The sequence below is a fragment of the Luteitalea sp. genome (assembly GCF_044337415.1).
GTDB lineage: Bacteria > Acidobacteriota > Vicinamibacteria > Vicinamibacterales > Vicinamibacteraceae > Luteitalea.
This window is the reverse complement of sequence record NZ_JBIINP010000001.1, coordinates 1-17,822: the sequence shown is the minus strand read 5'-3', so window position 1 is coordinate 17,822 and position 17,822 is coordinate 1. Positions and strand designations below refer to the sequence as shown.

At 69.9% G+C, this 17,822-nt stretch carries 10 protein-coding genes and 1 pseudogene; 2 read left to right on the top strand and 9 right to left on the bottom strand.

The window, feature by feature from the left end:
* Window positions 1-11: 11 nt before the first annotated feature.
* Genes rpoN through guaA form a run of 7 tightly spaced genes read right to left on the bottom strand, consistent with a single transcriptional unit; the run spans window position 12 to window position 12,154 of the window.
* Window positions 12-1,457 (bottom strand): RNA polymerase factor sigma-54, encoded by a 1,446-nt coding sequence (gene rpoN / locus ACIRDX_RS00055; protein WP_396623345.1) that lies wholly within the window; start codon window positions 1,455-1,457, stop codon window positions 12-14.
* Between the two features lie 27 nt (window positions 1,458-1,484).
* Window positions 1,485-2,210, bottom strand: a complete 726-nt coding sequence (gene lptB / locus ACIRDX_RS00050; protein ID WP_396623344.1) for an LPS export ABC transporter ATP-binding protein — start codon at window positions 2,208-2,210, stop codon at window positions 1,485-1,487.
* Window positions 2,210-4,324, bottom strand: coding sequence for an LPS export ABC transporter periplasmic protein LptC (lptC, locus tag ACIRDX_RS00045; RefSeq protein ID WP_396623343.1), 2,115 nt, complete (start codon window positions 4,322-4,324; stop codon window positions 2,210-2,212). Before lptC ends, lptB begins: the two co-directional genes overlap by 1 nt.
* Window positions 4,324-6,057: a single-stranded-DNA-specific exonuclease RecJ gene (gene recJ / locus ACIRDX_RS00040; RefSeq protein ID WP_396623342.1), complete on the bottom strand. Its 1,734-nt coding sequence runs from the start codon at window positions 6,055-6,057 to the stop codon at window positions 4,324-4,326. Before recJ ends, lptC begins: the two co-directional genes overlap by 1 nt.
* A gap of 28 nt (window positions 6,058-6,085) precedes the next feature.
* Complete coding sequence (locus tag ACIRDX_RS00035; protein WP_396623341.1) at window positions 6,086-7,057, bottom strand: acetyl-CoA carboxylase carboxyltransferase subunit alpha; 972 nt, start codon at window positions 7,055-7,057, stop codon at window positions 6,086-6,088.
* An 11-nt stretch (window positions 7,058-7,068) separates the two neighbouring features.
* A complete protein-coding gene (locus ACIRDX_RS00030; protein WP_396623340.1) occupies window positions 7,069-10,560 on the bottom strand; it encodes a DNA polymerase III subunit alpha in 3,492 nt (1,163 codons plus the stop codon).
* Between the two features lie 7 nt (window positions 10,561-10,567).
* A complete protein-coding gene (guaA, locus tag ACIRDX_RS00025; RefSeq protein ID WP_396623339.1) occupies window positions 10,568-12,154 on the bottom strand; it encodes a glutamine-hydrolyzing GMP synthase in 1,587 nt (528 codons plus the stop codon).
* Between the two features lie 136 nt (window positions 12,155-12,290).
* Here guaA and ACIRDX_RS00020 point away from each other — a divergent pair, with 136 nt between their 5' ends.
* The gene (locus ACIRDX_RS00020) at window positions 12,291-13,508 is read left to right on the top strand and encodes a PQQ-binding-like beta-propeller repeat protein (RefSeq protein WP_396623338.1); all 1,218 of its coding nucleotides are present in this window, start codon (window positions 12,291-12,293) and stop codon (window positions 13,506-13,508) included.
* Here the strand turns inward: ACIRDX_RS00020 and ACIRDX_RS00015 are convergent.
* Both ACIRDX_RS00015 and ACIRDX_RS00010 read right to left on the bottom strand, forming a co-directional pair.
* Window positions 13,492-14,709 (bottom strand): PLP-dependent aminotransferase family protein, encoded by a 1,218-nt coding sequence (locus tag ACIRDX_RS00015; RefSeq protein WP_396623337.1) that lies wholly within the window; start codon window positions 14,707-14,709, stop codon window positions 13,492-13,494. The genes ACIRDX_RS00020 and ACIRDX_RS00015 overlap by 17 nt on opposite strands.
* On the bottom strand, window positions 14,706-15,710 hold the full coding sequence (locus ACIRDX_RS00010) for a hypothetical protein (RefSeq protein ID WP_396623336.1): 1,005 nt from the start codon (window positions 15,708-15,710) through the stop codon (window positions 14,706-14,708). The genes ACIRDX_RS00015 and ACIRDX_RS00010 overlap by 4 nt, the downstream gene beginning before the upstream one ends.
* A gap of 91 nt (window positions 15,711-15,801) precedes the next feature.
* Between ACIRDX_RS00010 and ACIRDX_RS00005 the strand changes: the two are divergent.
* Window positions 15,802-17,822 (top strand): annotated as a pseudogene (locus ACIRDX_RS00005) (hypothetical protein); the annotation flags it as partial.

Below are 17,822 nucleotides of genomic sequence, written 5' to 3'. Positions count from 1 at the left end.
CCTTTCGCGGTCTAGTACAGCACCTTGCGCTGGTTCGACGTGGGGATGCGAAGCTCCTCGCGGTACTTCGCGATGGTCCTGCGCGCGAGCACGAGCCCCTCACGCTGCAGGATGCTGACGATCTTCGAGTCGCTGAGCGGCTTGCGGCCGTCCTCCGCCTCGATGATCTTGCGGATCCGCTGCTTGATCGTCACCGACGAGACGCTCTCGCCGAACGAGCTGCTGATGCCGCTGTGGAAGAAGTACTTCATCTCGAACACGCCCTGCGGCGTGTGCATGTACTTGTTGTTGACCACGCGGCTGACCGTGCTCTCGTGCATGCCGATGTCCTCGGCGACGTCGCGCAGCACGAGCGGCCGCAGGTGCTCGATCCCGTGGTCCAGGAACTCCTTCTGGAACGTGATGATCGAGGTGGCGACCTTGATGATGGTCTTCTGCCGCTGGTCCACCGACTTGAGCAGCCACAGCGCCGAGCGGAACTTCTCCTTCACGTACGCGCGCGTCTCGGCGGCCGACTCGTCGTGCTTGTTGTCGAGGAGCCGCTTGTAGACCGGGCTGATCCGCAGCTGCGGCAACCCGTCGTCGTTCAGCACGGCGACATACTGATCCTCGACCTTGACGATGTACACATCGGGCATCACGTACTGCGACGGCGCCGGATTGAAGCGGCTGCCCGGCTTCGGGTCGAGGTGCCGGATGATCTCGATGTGGTCCTTCAACTGCTCCACCGGCATGCCCATCCGCTTGGCAATCTCGGGCACCTGGTGGTTCTGCAGCAGCCGGAGGTGGTCGATGACGATGGCCTCGGCGGGGGTGTCGGCATGGCCGAGGTGCCGCAGTTGCAGCGTCAGGCACTCCTGCAGGTCGCGCGCCGCCACCCCGACCGGGTCGAGGTGCTGGAGCATCGAGAGCACCCCTTCGACCTCCGACGGCGACCAGCCCCCCATCTGGGCCAGTTCGTCGACCGACGCCATCAGGTAGCCGTCGTCGTTGAGGTTGCCGATGATCGCCTCGCCGATCTCGCGCTGCGTCCCCGTGACATCGGGCCGCATCGACAGCTGCCAGAGCAAATGATCGGCCAACGATCCCGACGTCGAGAGCGTGTTCTCGATCGGCGGCAGTTCCTTGACTTCCACGGGCATCCGCGACCGGTACCCGCCGTCGTCGAGGTACTCCCCGAAGAAGTAGGCGTAGTCCTGCTCGTCCCAGTTGGCGTCGGGGCGATCGGGCTTGGGGGCTTCCGGTGCTTCCGGCTCGGAGGTCTGCGCCTGCGGGTCCACCTGTTGCAGTTCCTCGGTGGGGACCTCCTCGAGCATCGGGTTCTCGACGATTTCCTGCGTCAGGAGCTCGGCCAGCTCGAGCGTCGTCATCGGCAGGAGCTTGATCGCCTGCTGCAACGAGGGCGTCAGGACGAGCTTCTGCGAAAGACGGGTCTGGAGCTTCTGCGTGATGGCCATGGTCTGGGCTACATGAACACGGAGGTCTCAGTCGAGCCGGAAATCGGTCCCGAGGTAAATGCGCTTGACCTCCTCGTCGGCCGCCAGGTCGCCCGGCGTCCCGCTCTTGAAGATGGTGCCCGCATGCACAATGTGCGCCCGATCCGTAATCTTCAGGGTCTCGCGGACATTATGGTCCGTAATCAGCACGCCGATGCCACGATTTTTGAGGTGGAAGATGATTTTCTGGATGTCGGAGACCGCGATCGGGTCGATACCTGCAAACGGCTCGTCCAGCAGGATGAACTTCGGGTTGTTGACCAGCGCCCGCGTAATCTCTACCCGGCGTCGCTCCCCCCCGGACAAGGTGTAGGCCTTGGACCGCGCCAGGTGCGACAGCGACAGCTCGGCCAGCAGTTCGCGGCAGCGGGCCCGCCGCTGTGTCGCATCGAGCGGCAGGGTCTCGAGAATGGCCAGCACGTTCTGCTCGACCGTGAGCCCCCGGAAGATCGAGGCCTCCTGCGGCAGGTAGGCCAGCCCCTTGCGGGCCCGCACATAGATCGGGTCCTGCGTGACCTCGATGCCGTCGAGGGTCACGGTGCCTGAATCGGGACGCGTGAGGCCGACGCACATGTAGAACGTCGTGGTCTTGCCCGCCCCGTTCGGCCCGAGCAGCCCGACCACTTCCCCCGACCGCACTTCGAGGCTCACGCCCGCGACGACGGTGCGCCCGCCGTAGGCCTTGGTGAGCCGATCCGTCTGCAGGAGCGCCATCAGGAGGGCTTGGTCAGGGCGGGGCACGTGCCGGCGGTGCGGCCCTGGGTACGGGTGGACTGGTTGCCGTCCACCGAAATCACGTCCGAGGTGCGAAAGAACGTCAGGCGCCGGCCCGTCGTCTCGCGGCATTCGTTCGGAAACTGCTCGAGCACCACCACGGGCGTGCCGCCCATCACGTACCGTCCGTCCTTGGTGAAGTACGTCAGCCGCGCGCCGGTCGCATGGCGCGTCGGGGTCTGCAGCGTGACCGCGTCGTAGGCCTCGAGGCGATCCAGTTCCCGGCCGCCCTCCAGCAGGAACATCTCGATCCGGGCGCCGCGCAGGTCGCCGTCGCGCGTGCTCACCAGCCGCGCCGCCGTGCGCAGGATGGCCTTGCGCTCCTTCTCCTGATACTCCAGCTCCCCCGCCGTGCCCGTCGTCACGTTGCGCTCGACCTTGCCGGTGGCGTCCTTCTCCTCCAGCTCCATCACGGTGCGCGCCTTCCCGACGGCCAGCAGGTTGCCTGACTCCTCATCGAGCGTGATCGTATCGCCCTTGATGGACGTCGCCCCCTGCCAGATCTGCGCGTCGCCGCTGTAGACCGCCTTCTTCGTCCGGCGCTCGAGCTTGGCGGCCGTGACGTTCACCGGCTGGTCGGCCTTGAACATGCCCGGCCGAGCCGGACCGTCCGCCCCGCCCTGCAGCACCGACCGCACGTCGGTCTCGGCCAGGATGTCGTCGCCGCCCGCCAGGATGTTGATGATCCGCGACTGCACCGAGCCGCGCGTGTCGTCGATGCGCGCCATCTGCGGCGTGCCTTCGGCGCTCAGGGTGATGTCGCCGGACTCGGTGCGGTACACCAGCCGCGGTGCCGTCGCCGTGCGCCCGTCGTCCTTCACCGCCACGGCGCCCGCGAACGTCGCGCGATCGATGGCCTCGAGGGACCCGCGCGTCTGCAGGTCGAGCGTGTCGGTCGCGGTGATCGTCCGGTCGAGGGCCGCCTGCCCGCGGCCTGCGGCGCGCGTCTCGCGGAACGTGACGTTCTTGATGAAGCTGGCGCCCGTCAACCCGCGCCCGGGCTGCCCCACGCCGTTCAACGTGTCGCCGTTGATCACGCGCGCCGGAGTCGCCCCATCCTGCGGCACGCTGAGCTGCACGGCCTCCTGTGCCGACAGCCCCGTCATCGTCGACCCGTCGGCGTCGAGCTGCATGTCGATCAGCGCCGCCGCCAGGCTGCGGCCCGGCCCCTTTCCCTGCCCGCGGAACTGCACCGTCGCGCGCTCGGCGAGCGTGACCTGACGGAGGGACCGCCCGTCGGGCTGGTACGCGAGGTTGATGTCGGTGGCCGCCAGTTGCTGCAGCGACTGCGGCGCCGGCAGCGAGACCGATGACTGCCCCCGCAACTCCACCAGCTCGACGATGTCGGTGGTCGGCTGCATGAAGACGGTCACGCTGTCGCCCGAGAGCACCTGCCCCTCGCGGTTGACCGACGCGGCGGTGTCGAGGCGGATGTAGCGCTCTGCCCGGGCGAAGCCGGCCGACCCGCCCCGCATGTGCGTCTCGCCCTGGCCGCGCGCATCGGGCCGGATGTCGATCTGCGCCTGATCGAGCATCCACAGCACGTCGCGCGCGTTGTCGTAGGTGGCGCCATTGGAGGAGCCGGTCATCCGCTCCCGCGTGAACTGCACCGCGCCCGGGATGCGGATGATGCCGTCGGCGGAGTCGTAGGTGGCCTCCGGCCCCGTCATCGTGAGCTTGTCGGTGGTCACCAGCGTCACGTTGCCGGAGAGGCGCACCTGCGCGTTGTCCTTGGTGACCTCCGCCTCGTCGCCGCTGATGGTGAAGCCGCGACGATCCTCGCGCGGCGGCACGGTCACGACCACGGACTGGAACACGGTGCGGCCGTCGGGATACGTGCGCAGCCCCTTGTGCTGCAGATCCATGTCGCGGGCCTCGCCACGCGTCCGCGTGATGAGGCCGCCGCTCGACTCGACGACGGCATTGGGGTCGGTGCGCGGATCGCTCACCTCGCCGGGCGTCACCGCGCGCTGGCGAAGCTGCAGGCCCAGCCAGGTCGCGAAGCCGATGGCGAACGCTGCGAGGACGTAGCGCAGGAGGCGGCGCACCCGCATCAGGAGGCCCCCATCGCGCCGTCCGGGCAGCGCAGGTCGGCCACCGTCAACTCGATCGTCGTCTCGCCGCGGAAGGTCTGCTTGTCGAGCGAGAACGCCAGCCGCAAGGCCTGCCGATGCTGCTCCCACAGCCCGGCCTTCTCGGCCGACCGCCAGGCCATGGCCGAGAACATCCGCCCGTCCTGCCGGAGCTGCATCTTCAGGTGGCGTTCCTTGATGCGGCGCGGCGCCCCGATCAGCTCGACGCCGGCCGCATCGAACACCGGCTTGGCGTTGGCCAGGCCGAAGGGCGCCATCTGCTCGAGCCCGGCGATGAGCTTCGCGTCGATGCCCGAGAAGCGCAGCGCCGTGTCGATCCGGAGCTTCGGCATCAGATCGGTGGGCTCGAGCCGGTCGAGCCCATGCGCGTTGATGCGTTCGCGGAACTCGGGGATGCGCGCGGCCTCCATGGTGAGTCCAGCGGCCTGCTTGTGCCCGCCGTACTTCTGGAACAGGTCCGCGCAGGTGTCCAGCGCCCCCAGCATGTCGAACGCGGGGATCGACCGGCACGAGCCGTGCGCCAGGCCATCCTCGATCGACAGCACGATGGTCGGCTTGTAGAACGCGTCGACCAGCTTGGAGGCGACGATGCCGATCACCCCGCGATGCCAGCCGTCGCCGGCGACCACGAGCACGTTGTGCGCGCCGACGTGGATGTCGGTCTCGACCTGCTTCTTCGCCTCGACGACGATCTCGGCCTCGTACGCCTGGCGCCGCGTGTTCTCCTCGCCGAGTTGCTCGGCGAGCCGGCGGACCTCGTCGAGCTGGGCCTCGTCGCTGGCCAGCAACAGGCGCGTGGCCAGGTCGGGCGTGCTCATCCGGCCGGCGGCGTTGATGCGGGGCGCGAGCCCGAACGACACGCTGAAGCCGTCGATGACCTTGTTCTGCAGCCCGGCCGACTCGAGCAACGCCCGCAGCCCGACCGTGTGTGGTCCCTGCGACAGGCGCTCGAGTCCGAGCTTGGCGATGATGCGGTTCTCGCCCACGAGCGGCACCATGTCGGCCACGGTACCGATGGCGGCCAGCTTGAGGAACGCCGGCAGCCATCGCTCCCGGCCGAACCGCTGACAGAGGGCCTGCACCAGCTTGAACGCCACGCCGACGCCGGCCAGGTGCTTGTCGGGGTAGGTGCAGTCGGGCCGCTTGGGGTTGATCACGGCGAGCGCCGCCGGGATCTCCGCCTCCGGCTCGTGGTGGTCCGTGATGATGAGGTCGACGCCGAGCTCACGGGCGCGTCGCGCGGCCTCGGCACTGCGGATGCCGCAGTCGACCGAGACGATCACGCGCACGCCCTCGGCGTGCAGGCGCTCCACGGCCGGCACCTGCAGCCCATAGCCATCCCGCAGCCGTTCCGGGATGAAATGGGTGACGCGACCGCCCAACAGCTCGAGCGCGCGACGCAGGATCACGGTCGAGGTCACGCCGTCGACGTCGTAGTCGCCGTGAATGGCCACCAGTTCCTGACGCTCGAGCGCCGCGCAGAGCCGTTCCACCGCCGGGCGCATGTCGGCCAGCCGGTACGGATCCCACAACTGGGAGAGCTCGGGGTTGAGGAAGCGGTGTGCCGCCTCGGGGTCGCCGTGACCCCGATGGCACAACAGCCGGGCGATCACGGGAGACACGTCGAGCGCGGCGGCCAGCGACTGCGCGGCCGTCTCGTCATACTCGACGGGGTCCCAGATCAACGTACGCATGGACAGGGGGTCCCTCGGCGGGACCGGGTCAGGACGCCGATCCGGCGATCTCGGCGCCCACGCGACCGATGCGGCGGAACTTCTCGTAGCGACGCTCGAGCCGTTCGGCCGAAGGCATGGCCATCACCTGCTGCAACGCCGGCCAGAGGGCCTCGTCGAGGCGGCGCGCCGCCTCGTCGTAGTCCTGGTGAGCGCCGCCGAGCGGCTCCGGGATGATGCCATCGCAGATGCCGCGGGTCACGAGGTCCGGGGCCGTCATCTTCAGGGCGTCGGCGGCTTCGACCTTCTTGGCCGCATCACGCCACAGGATGGCCGCGCACCCCTCGGGCGGGATCACGCTGTAGACGGCGTACTCCTGCATCAGGACCGTGTCGCCGATGGCGATGCCGAGCGCACCACCGCTGCCGCCCTCGCCTGTCACGACCACCACGATCGCGGTATCGAGGACCGCCATCTCGCGGAGGTTGAGCGCGATGGCCTCGGCGATCCCGCGCTCTTCCGACTCCATGCCCGGGTACGCGGCCGGGGTGTCGACCAGGCAGATGATCGGACGACGGAACTTGGCGGCCATCTGCATGGCCCGCAGCGCCTTGCGGTAGCCCTCGGGGCGCGCGTAGCCGAAGTTGCGGGTGATCTTCTGCTTGGTATCGCGCCCCTTCTGGTGCCCCACGATGAGCACGGGCTGATCATGGAACTGCGCGTACCCGGTCACGATGGCCTGGTCGTCGCCGAACCGGCGGTCGCCGTGGATCTCCGTGAAGCCCGGCCACAGACGGGCGGCGTAGTCGAGCAGGTACGGCCGCTGCGGGTGCCGGGCCACCAGCACGCGCTGCCACGGCGTGAGGCGGCCGAAGATGTCCTGGCGCACCTGTCGGGCCCGGGCCTGCAGGCGGGCGATCTCGCCCGCGCGCTCCGGCGTGGAGGGCTGGCCGGCGAGGTGGGCGATCTCCTTCAGGAGGGCGGCGACGGGCTCCTCGAACTCGAGGGTGTCCACGGGCATGACGTGTCAGGTTACCGCAGTTTGACGGCCCCGACCCCGCACACACGCTCGAGGTCGGCCACCAGTTGCTCGGACGGGCGCACCTGCACGGCCTGCAGGTCGAGGCGCACGCGCATCGGGCGCGGCAAGTCGCGCACCTCCAGGTCGAGGCGGACGCGCTTGTCGCCCCGATGGCGCATCAGGATGTCGGCGACGTCCTCGATGACGCGCCGCGACGGCGTCCGCAGCGCGATGGCGACTTCCCGCGACAGGGTCTCGTTCAGGAACGACAGCGGCTTGATCTCCCCGGCCAGGATCTTGGCGCTGTCGTCGCCGGCCTCCAGCTTGCCGCGCACCAGCACCATGCGGTCGTTCTCGATCAGCGTCGCGTACTGCTGGAACGTGAGCGGAAAGGCCACCACCTCGAGCGCCCCGTCGAGGTCCTCGAGCATGAAGGCGGCCATGCGCTCGCCCTTCTTGGTCTTGACCTGCCGCACCCCGCTGATGATGCCCCCGACGAGCACGTCGGCCATGGCCTCGGTGCACTGCGCGATGGGCCGCGCCCCGGCCTTGGCCAGGTCCTCCTGGTGCGCAGCGAGCGGGTGGCCCGAGAGATACAGCCCGAGCGCCTCCTTCTCGAAGGCCAGCACCTGTGCCGAGGGCCATGGCTCCGCGTCGGGCAGGGCCAGGTCGGCCGCCGGCGTCGGCTCGCTGTCGTCGCCCCCGAGCAGCGCGTCGAACAGCTGGGTCTGCCCGCGGTCACGGTCCTTCTGCAGCCGGCTGCCCTGCTCGAGCGCGCGGTCGATGGCGGCGCAGAGCCGGGCGCGCCGCGAGGCGATGGGTTCGTGCGGTGGCGCCAGCGAATCGAGGGCACCTGCCTTGGCCAGGCTCTCGAGCACGCGCTTGTTCACCAGGCGCAGATCGGCGTGCTCGCAGAGCGCGCCGAGGGAGGCGATGCGGCCGCCGTGTTCCTCGCGCACCTTGAGGGTCGAGAGGATGGCCCCCTCGCCGACGTTCTTGACCGCCGTGAGGCCGAAGCGCACGCCGTCGGGCTCGACGGTGAACGGCAGCTGGCTGAGGTTGACGTCGGGAGGCAGCACCGGGACCGCCAGGTCGCGGCACTCGCCGAGATACTGCGAGAGCTTGTCGGTGTTCTGGGCCTCGATGGTCAGCAGCGCCGCCATGAAGTAGCGCGGGTAGTTGGCCTTGAGGTAGCCGGTCTGGTACGCGAGCAGGGCGTAGGTGGTCGAGTGCGACTTGTTGAAGCCGTACCCGGCGAAGTACGCGAGCAGGTCGAAGATCTCGCCGGCCTTCTTGTCCGTCAGGCCGTTGGCGATGGCGCCCTGCACGAAGCGGTCGCGCTGCGCCGCCATGACCTTGGGGTCCTTCTTCCCCATGGCCTTGCGCAGCAGGTCGGCCTCGCCCATCGTGAAGCCGCCGACGTCGCGGGCGACGCGCATCACCTGTTCCTGGTACGCGATGACGCCGTACGTGTCGCGCAGGATGGGCTCCATCTGCGGGACCATGTACTTGATGTCCTCGCGCCCGTGCCGGCGGTTCACGAAGCTGTCGACGACACCCGCGCCGAGCGGGCCGGGGCGGTACAGCGCGTTGAGGGCGATGAGGTCGTCGAAACGTGACGGCTTGGCCTTGCGCAGCACCTCGCGCATGCCCGACGACTCGAACTGGAACACGCCGGCCGTCTGCCCCTCGGCAAAGAGCTGGAACGTCTTCGCGTCGTCCATCGGGATGGCGTCGATGTCGAGCGTCTCGCCGGTCGTCCGCCTGATCTCCTTCAGCGCGTCGTCGATGAGCGTCAGCGTGCTGAGGCCGAGGAAGTCCATCTTGAGGAGGCCCATCCTCTCGATTTCCTTCATCGCCCACTGCGTCACGATTTCGTCGCGTGCCCCCTTGTAGAGCGGCGCGAAGTCGGTGATGGCGCGCGGCGCGATCACCACGCCGGCCGCGTGCACCGACGCGTGCCGCGTCATGCCCTCGAGGCGCTGCCCGATATCGAGCAGGTCCTTGACGCGCGGATCGCTGTCGCGCAGCTGCTTGAGCAGCGGATTCTCGGCCAGCGCCTTCTCGAGCGTCATGTCGAGCGCCGGCGGGATCAGCTTGGCGACCTTGTCGACCTCCGCGTAGGTCATGTCCATCACGCGGCCGACGTCGCGCACCACGGCCTTGGCCTTCATGGTGCCGAACGTGATGATCTGCGCGACGTTCTCCCGGCCGTACTTGCGCGTGACGTACTCGATCACCTCGCCGCGCCGGCGCTCGCAGAAGTCGATGTCGATGTCGGGCATCGACACGCGCTCGGGATTGAGGAAGCGCTCGAAGATGAGGTCGAACTCGATGGGGTCGACGTCGGTGATGCGCAGGCACCACGCCACGACGCTGCCGGCGGCCGAGCCGCGGCCGGGGCCGACGGGGATGCCCTGCTCGCGGGCGTACCGGATGAAGTCCCAGACGATGAGGAAGTACCCCGTGTACCCCATCTTCTTGATCATCGCGATCTCGTAGTCGAGTCGCGACTCGTACTCCTCGAGCGTGTGCCGCAGGGCCCCGCGCGACATCAGGTCGCGCAGCCGCGGCAGGCGCGCGGCAAAGCCCTCGCGCGTCATCCGATCGAAGTGATCGTCGAGGGTTTCGCCCGCCGGCACGTCGAAGTTCGGGAGGTGGTAGACCTTCGAGTCGAGGTCGACGTGGCAGCGCTCGGCGATGCGCGCGGTGTTGGTCAGCGCGTCGGGATACTCGCCGAACCGTTCCCACATCTGCTCGGGCGTCTTCAGGTAGAACTCGTCGGAGCCGTACTTGAGCCGGTGCGCGTCGTTGACCGACTTGCCGGTGCCGATGCAGAGCAGGACGTCGTGCGGCTTGTGGTCGCCGTGGCGCAGGTAGTGGACGTCGTTGGTGACCACCATCGGGAGGTCGAGCTCCCGCGCCAGCGACGGCAGGCTGTCGTTGACGATCTTCTGCTCGCGCAACCCCTGGTACTGCATCTCGAGGAAGAAGTTGCCCTTGCCGAGGATCTCGGCGTACTGGCCGGCGGCGATGCGGGACTTCTCGATCTTGTCCTTGTAGATGCCCTCGGCGACCTCGCCCTTGAGGCAGCTGCTCAGGCCGATCAGGCCGGCGCTGTGCTGCTGCAGCAGCTCCTTGTCGATGCGCGGCTTGTAGTAGAAGCCCTCGGTGTAGCCCGAGGACACCAGCTTGATCAGGTTGTGGTAGCCGACGTTGTTCTCGGCCAGCAGCACCAGGTGGTTCTGCGTCTCGCCAGGCACGCCGCTGCGGTCGCGCCGGTCGCCCGGGGCGACGTAGACCTCGCAGCCCAGGATCGGGCGGACGCCGTGCTTCTTCGCGGTGTCGTAGAAGATCACCGACGAGAACATGTTGCCGTGCTCGGTCACGGCCAGCGACGGCATGCCGAGGCGCGCCGCCTCCTTCATCAGCTCGTCGACGCGGCAGGCGCCGTCGAGCAGCGAGTACTCGGTGTGCAGGTGGAGGTGGACGAAATCCTTCACGCGTGCGTCACTCCCACTCGATGGTGCTGGGGGGCTTGCTGCTCACGTCGTACACGACGCGGTTGATCCCGCGGACCTCGTTGATGATGCGGCTCGACACCTTCTTCAGCAGCGCATACGGCAATGGCGCCCAGTCGGCCGTCATGAAGTCGCTCGTCTGCACTGCGCGCAGCGCCACCACATGCTCGTAGGTGCGCCCATCCCCCATCACGCCCACGCTGCGCACCGGCAGGAAGACGGCAAAGGCCTGGCTGGTCAGGTCGTACCAGGTCCGGCCCGTCGCCTCGTCGATGGTGTGCCGCAGTTCGTGGATGAAGATGTCGTCGGCCCGCCGCAGCAGGTCGGCGTACTCGGCCTTCACCTCGCCGAGGATGCGGACGCCGAGGCCGGGCCCCGGGAACGGGTGCCGGTACACCATCTCGGGCGGCAGGCCGAGCACCACGCCGAGTTCACGCACCTCGTCCTTGAACAGCTCGCGCAACGGCTCGAGCAGCGAGAGCCCCAGCGTCTCTGGCAGGCCGCCGACGTTGTGATGGCTCTTGATGGTCTTGGCCTTCTTCGTCTTCGCGCCACCGGACTCGACCACGTCCGGGTAGATGGTGCCCTGCGCCAGCCACCGGGCCTGGGTCAGTGCCGCCGCCTCGCGCTGGAACACCTCGACGAACTCGCGCCCGATGATCTTCCGCTTGGCCTCCGGATCGGTGACGCCGGCCAGGTGACCGAGGAACTGCGCCCGCGCGTCCACATGCCGCACCTTCGCGTGCAGCCGGCCCGCGAACATGTGCATCACCAGCTCGGCCTCGTTCAACCGCAACAGGCCGTGGTCGACGAACACGCACGTGAGCTGGTCGCCGATCGCCCGGTGAATCAGCGCCGCCGCAACGCTCGAGTCGACGCCGCCCGACAGCCCGAGCACCACCTCGTCCTGCCCGACCTGGGCGCGGATGCGCGCCACCGCCTCGCTGACGTAGTCGCCCATCCGCCAGTCGCCGCGCGCCCCGCAGACGTCGCGCACGAAGCGCGTCAGGATGGCCTGCCCCTGCAGCGTGTGGGTCACCTCGGGGTGGAACTGCACGCCGTAGTAGCCCCGCGCCTCGTCGGCCATGCCCGCGATCGGGCAACTCGGCGTCGACGCCAGGAGCGAGAAGCCCGGCGGCATGTTCGTCACCGAGTCGCCGTGGCTCATCCACACCTTGAGCATCGCGTGCCCGGCCGGCGTCCGGAAATCCTCGAGGTCCTCCAGCAGCCGCGTATGCCCGTGCGGCCGCACCTCCGCGTAGCCGAACTCGCGATGGTCGCTCCACGCGACGGCGCCGCCCAGTTGCGCTGCCATCGTCTGCATCCCGTAGCAGATGCCGAGTACCGGCCTCCCGAGGGTCCACACCACCTCCGGCGCCCGGAGCTGCTGGTCCTCGTACGTGCTGCCGTGACTGCCGGAGAGGATGATGCCGATCGGATCGAGACGACGGATGACGTCCTCGGCGACGTCGTGGGGGTGAATCTCGCAGTAGACGTGCGCCTCGCGCACGCGGCGCGCGATGAGCTGCGTCACCTGCGATCCGAAGTCGAGAATCAGGAGGGTCTGGTGCGCCATGGGAGTGACGGGCAGCAATGCCGGAATGCCGAATGCTGATTGTCGAGACCCGGCCCTGCGGAGCCGGTATTATAGCCAAGTGCCACGCAGGCAGACCACTACATCTCGCGGTGTTTCGGGCATTTACCGCATTTCCTTGGCGATCGCGCTCGTGGCCGGCGTCGCCGCCACCGCGGCCGCCCAGCCCGGCGGCCCGCCGGCCCCGTCCGCGCCCGTCCCAGCCTCCGCCGCCAGTCGCGATACCGCCAGGACCACGGGACGCGACTCCAGGGGCGACGGCCCGACGGCACACGCCCTGCCCCTCTTCCCGCTGCGTGTCCGCTGGACCACAGACCTGGACGGCCCCCCATCGGCCACGCTGGCAACCGACGGCACCCGCGTGTTCGTGCCCCTGACTACCGGCGGTGTGATCGCCGTCACTGCCGAGACCGGCGCACTCCTGTGGAAGGCCGACGTCTCGACCACGGTGGTCCCTGCCGTCGCCGACGGCCGCGTCTATGTCGTCGGGGGGGATGCGCTGCAGGCCCTGGACGCGGCGACCGGTCGGGCCGTGTGGCGCGCCCCGCTCGCCACGGCGATGTCTGCGCCCGTCGTGGCTCGCTCCGGCTGGGTGATCGGCGCCCTGGACACGGGCGAGATCGTGGCCTGGCGCGGCGACGACGGCACCGAGGTGTGGCGACAGAAGATCGGCGCGCCGGTCGTGGCGGCCCCCGCCATCAATGGGGAGCGGCTCTACCTGCCCGGATCGGATGGGCTGGTCCGCGCGCTGCGCATCGACACCGGCGCCGCGATCTGGACCACGTCGCTCGGGGGCAGCGTCGTGACCATCGCGCCGCTCGGCACGCGCGTGTACGTCGGCTCTACCGACAACTACTTCTACTGCCTCGACGACGAGAAGGGGCGTGTGCGCTGGCGCTGGCGGGCCGGCGCCGACCCGGTCGGCGCGGCGATCGCCGACGACGAGCGCGTGTACTTCAGCTCGCTCGACACGATCGTGCGGGCGCTCGACCGCGGACACGGCGCGCAGCGCTGGCGACAGCCCTTGCCGTGGCGCCCCCGCACCGGCCCCCTGCGCGTGGGCAACACCCTCGTGACCGCAGGCATCGCCCTGGATCTCCGGGGGTACGCCATGGACACCGGCAAGCCCGCGGGCGAGTTCGCGCTCACCGAGAACCGTCTCGAGGTGCTGGAGGGGCTACCGGTGGTGATCGCGCGGGCCACGCTCCCGGGCGACTACCTCGTGGCCGCCATCGCCGATGGCCGCCTCGTGGCCCTCGAGCACGCATTCGGACTGCCCGCCAAGCCCCTCACGGACATCCCGGGCGAGAAGGTCGCCATCACGCCGCCGTCCTGATCACTGCGGCGAGGCGGGCGATGCCCTCCTCGATGCGCGAGGCCGTCGCGGCCGAGAACGCGAGCCGCATGGCATTGGCGCCCGTGCCGTCCACGAAGAACGGCGCGCCAGCGACATAGATGACCTGCGCGGCGACGGCCGCCGGCAGCAGCGCCCGCGCATCGATGCCGTCAGGCAGCTGCACCCAGAGGAAGAAGCCGCCGCGTGGTGCCCGCCAGCTGGCGAGGTCGCCCACGTGCGTCGCCAGCGCGCGGCTCATCACGTCGCGCTTCTCGGCGTACACCTGCCGCAACCGTGGCAGCTGCGCATCGAGCACGCCGCGCGTGATGGCCTCGAGCACGATGCGCTGGTCGAGGGAACTCGAGCACAGGTCGGCCGACTGCTTCGCGACGTCGAGCCGTTCGATGACGGCAGTCGGCGCGACGATCCACGCGGTGCGGAATGTCGGCGCCAGCGTCTTGGACGTGCTCTGCAGGTAGATCACCCGCTCCTGATCGTCGTCGGCCTTCATCGGCCGCGTCTCTTCGGGACGCGTGACGTCGGGAAACCACAGGTCCCCGTACGGATCGTCCTCGACGATGGGCACGTCGGCGCGGACGCTCCAGTCGAGGAGGGCACGCCGGCGCGGCAGCGACAACAGGCCGCCGGTGGGATTCTGGAAGTTCGGGATCACGTACAGGAACTTGACGCGTCGCCCGGCCGCCCGCTCGGCTGCGACGACGGCGTCGAGGTGCGTGATGTCGAGCCCCTCCTCGTCCTGCCGCACGCCGACCAGGTGCGCCCCGGCGCTGCGGAAGGCGGCAATCGCGCCCGTGAAGGTCGGCAACTCCACGAGCACCACGTCGCCGGGGTCGACGAACAACCGCGTCACCAGGTCGACGGCCTGCTGTGAGCCGGTCGTGAGGAGCAGGTGCTCGGAGTTGCAGGCGATGCCGCGCGCACGCAGGCGCGGCACGAGGGTCTCGATCAGCGGCCCGAAACCGCGCGTCGGGCCGTACTGCAGCGTCTCGCCGTCGCCCGCGCTGAGCAGGTCGTCGGCAATCGAGCGGTAGGCGTCCCACGCGAAGGTCGCCGGATCGGGATACCCCGGAGCGAACGAGATGAGATCGGGCCGACCGGCGGCGAGGATGCCCATCTGCCGGATGGCCGATCCGGTCAACTGGCTCCCCATCCGGGAGAACGACGATTCGAGCGCAGTCATGCCGTCACTCCGTGAGACAGCACGGGGGACGCCGCCTCGTCGGCGGGAGCCTCGTACAGGAACAGGTACGCGCCTGCCGACGCGAGCCCGAGGTACTGGAACACCAACCCGCGCAGCAACCAGGCCACAAGCTGCAGCGGCAGCACCGTGAGGCCGACGAACGGGACGAACGAGATCAGCCCGAGTCCCGCCGTGGCGACGATCGAGGCCAGCGTGGCCACGCCGACGAGGCCGGCCGTGACCAGGAAGACGCCGAGCGTGCGCCTGGTATCGGACCTGAGCATCCGGGCCGCCTCGCGCGCGGCCGCGCGCACCGACACGTCGCGCGCCGCGATGATGATCTGCAGCACGAGGTACCCGGCGTTGATGACGGCCAGCCAGGCCACGAGCGCCGCGCTGCAGAGCGCCGCGATGACGGTCCAGCCGACGAGGAACCCGTCGTCGCCGACCGCGCGGTAGCCCGCCACGACGACGCTCAGGTAGATCGCCCCCGACACGACGTAGGTCGCCAACAGGAATGCGCCCAACCGGAGGAAGCGCCGGCGCAGGCGACGGGTGCCGTCGAGGAACACGTCCACGTCGGTGCGCGAGGCTCGCCGCAGCAGGGCGAGGCGCACCGGATGGCGCTCGACGGGTCCCGCATGCCGCTGTGCGTCGACGAGCACCGCCAGCGTCCCGCCCTTCAGGATGAACATCAACGCGGCCCCACCCACGACCACCACCGCGAGCGCGGCGAGGAAGCTCGCGAGCGCCACCGGGTGCTCCAGCAGCGACGTGGCGACGCCCGTCGCGCTCCGCCTGAGGTCGAGGTCGTCGGCCAGCACGTCCTGCACGTCCTGGTTCAGGGCCAGGGCCACGAGGAACGTCCCGCCCACGATCGGGACCGCCAGCAGGATCTTGAAGGTGGCCTCGGCGATGAACTGGACGACGACCACGGGCCAGTTGGCCGCCGCGAGCAGGGCGCCGCGCTTGATCGGAAGCTTGAGGGCGGGGATGGACATGACGACGGGCGGACCCGTGCCATCACTATAGCGAAGGGCGGCCACGGCCCTGCCTGCATCGTCAGAAGGCCGGGTAAGATTCCCCCACCGCATGCCAACCGCGCTCACGCCGTCCCGGTCTCCCAGCCTCGCGCCGCGCGTGCTGGCCGCCGGCGCGGTGGGCACGGTGGTGGCGCTGCTCCTCGGCACCGCGTGGCTGCTGTGGCGGCTCGGCACCGACGTCGAGGGGACGGCGCTGCGCGTGGAACGCGACGTCCGCGCGCGCTTCGCCCGGCAGGCCGAAGGCCTCGCCCGGGCCGTCGACGACCTCAGGGCGCAGCCGGCGATCGTGCCCACCCTCATGGCGCCGCGCCAGGACCCGCGGGCCCTGTTTGCCGCCCTCGACGAGGTCACGCGGCGCAGCGGCAACGACGTGGCCCTGTCGATTGCGGCCGCCGACGGCACGGCCATCGCCTGGGCCGGGCGCCCACAGGCGCTGCCCGTCGTCCGGCAGGACCGGGGCCCCAGCCTCGTGGTCGCGCCCGGGGCACTCGGGTTGCGCCTCGTCTACGTCGAACCCCTGCGTCAGGCGAACCGGCAACCGCCGGTGATTGGCCTGCTGGCGGCCGAGCTGAACTTGTCTGGCGCCTCGACCGTCGATACCCGCGGCGCGCTCGAAGCCGAGATCGACACCGCCCTGCTGCCGGTGCGGCTGCGTCCGCGCTTTCTCGGGGACGCGAGCCCGCGAAGCGCCGCGCGCGTGCTGACCCTCCAGGCGCCGACGGGCGAAGCGCTCGCGGACGTCATCGTGCCGTACGACGCCCTGCGGGCACTGCGCCAGACCTGGTGGCGGCGACTCGCCGGCATGGCCGGCCTGAGTCTCGGCCTGACGGCGATGGTGCTGGCGGGGGTGTTCGCATGGGAGCGACGCTGGCTGGCGCCGCGGGAGTACCGCCTGTTCACCGTGGGCGCGGTCGCCAGCCTCGTGATCGCGCGTCTGCTCTGGTGGTTCGGATGGCTGCCGCTCCAGGATCTGCTGCCGCGCTGGTCAGACGCGGTCTATCAGGGAGACTGGCTCGGCTGGCTCCACCGCACGCCCCTCGACCTCTGCCTCACGGCCTTCCTCCTGCTGGCGCTGGTCATGCTGGCCGTGGACCCCGTCCGACGGGTCCGGCTCGCCATGCGCCGCGTGCGGCGGCGCCCCACCGGCCCTCTCCCGAGGCGCCTGCGATTCATCGGCGGGCAACTGCTCGCGGGCCTGGTGCTGGCCCTCCTGCTCGGGTTGCTCGCCAGGCTCGTGCAGGACACGGTGAACCACTCCGAGCTCGACGTCCTGATGCTCGCGTTGCTGCCGCCGATCGAGCCGCGACGACTCCTCGTGCTGCTCGGCCTGCTCGGCCTGACGGCCTCGGTGTTCTGGGCCGCGGTCATGGCCCTTCGCATCGGGCTCATCCGCTGGCGAACCGCCACGCTGGGCCCCTGGCGACGCCTGTGGTGGCCGCTCATCCTGTGGATGACGCCGCTGGCCGCCGGCGTGGCCATCGCCCGCTGGCGCGGCGCCCACCCGCCGATCTTCGCGCTGGCGGCGATGGCGCTGTGTGCCGGCACCGCGGCGCTGGCCAGCGCCAGAGGTATGTCGTGGTTCAGGCGCGGCACGCAGGCCCTCCGCCTGCTCTGGGCCTACGCGGCGTTGCTGCTCCCCGCGCTACTGCTCTATCCCCTGCTCCTGCACGCCATCGACGACACGCGCCGCACCCTGATCGCGGCGCAGTACGCTCCCGAGGTGTTGACCCACCGCCGCGCGCTCGGCGAGGACCTCACGCGGACCCTCGCGCAGATCGACGCCGTACGCGGCCTGGCCGATCGCATTGCCGCCCAGCCACGCGAGCCGGGCCGCGCGCCCACCGACACGGCCTACGGCCTGTGGAAGCAGACCGACCTCGCCGATCGCGGGCTGACCTCGGCCGTCGAGATCTACGCGCCCGAAGGCCCCCAGGTCAGTCGCTTCGGCTTCAATTTCCCGGAGTACGAGGCCACCGAGGCGCCGCAGTGGCGCAGCGAGGCGTGCACGTGGACGGTCTTTGCCGAGGCCGGCCTGTTCGGGTCCGAAGAACGCAGCATGTACCACGCGGA

Coding starts and splice junctions, on each gene's coding strand:
- rpoN (WP_396623345.1), bottom strand. CDS start 1,457: ATGGCCATCACGCAGAAGCTCCAGACCCGTCTTTCGCAGAAGCTCGTC.
- recJ (WP_396623342.1), bottom strand. CDS start 6,057: ATGCGTACGTTGATCTGGGACCCCGTCGAGTATGACGAGACGGCCGCG.
- guaA (WP_396623339.1), bottom strand. CDS start 12,154: ATGGCGCACCAGACCCTCCTGATTCTCGACTTCGGATCGCAGGTGACG.
- lptB (WP_396623344.1), bottom strand. CDS start 2,210: ATGGCGCTCCTGCAGACGGATCGGCTCACCAAGGCCTACGGCGGGCGC.
- ACIRDX_RS00015 (WP_396623337.1), bottom strand. CDS start 14,709: ATGACTGCGCTCGAATCGTCGTTCTCCCGGATGGGGAGCCAGTTGACC.
- lptC (WP_396623343.1), bottom strand. CDS start 4,324: ATGCGGGTGCGCCGCCTCCTGCGCTACGTCCTCGCAGCGTTCGCCATC.
- ACIRDX_RS00035 (WP_396623341.1), bottom strand. CDS start 7,057: ATGCCCGTGGACACCCTCGAGTTCGAGGAGCCCGTCGCCGCCCTCCTG.
- ACIRDX_RS00010 (WP_396623336.1), bottom strand. CDS start 15,710: ATGTCCATCCCCGCCCTCAAGCTTCCGATCAAGCGCGGCGCCCTGCTC.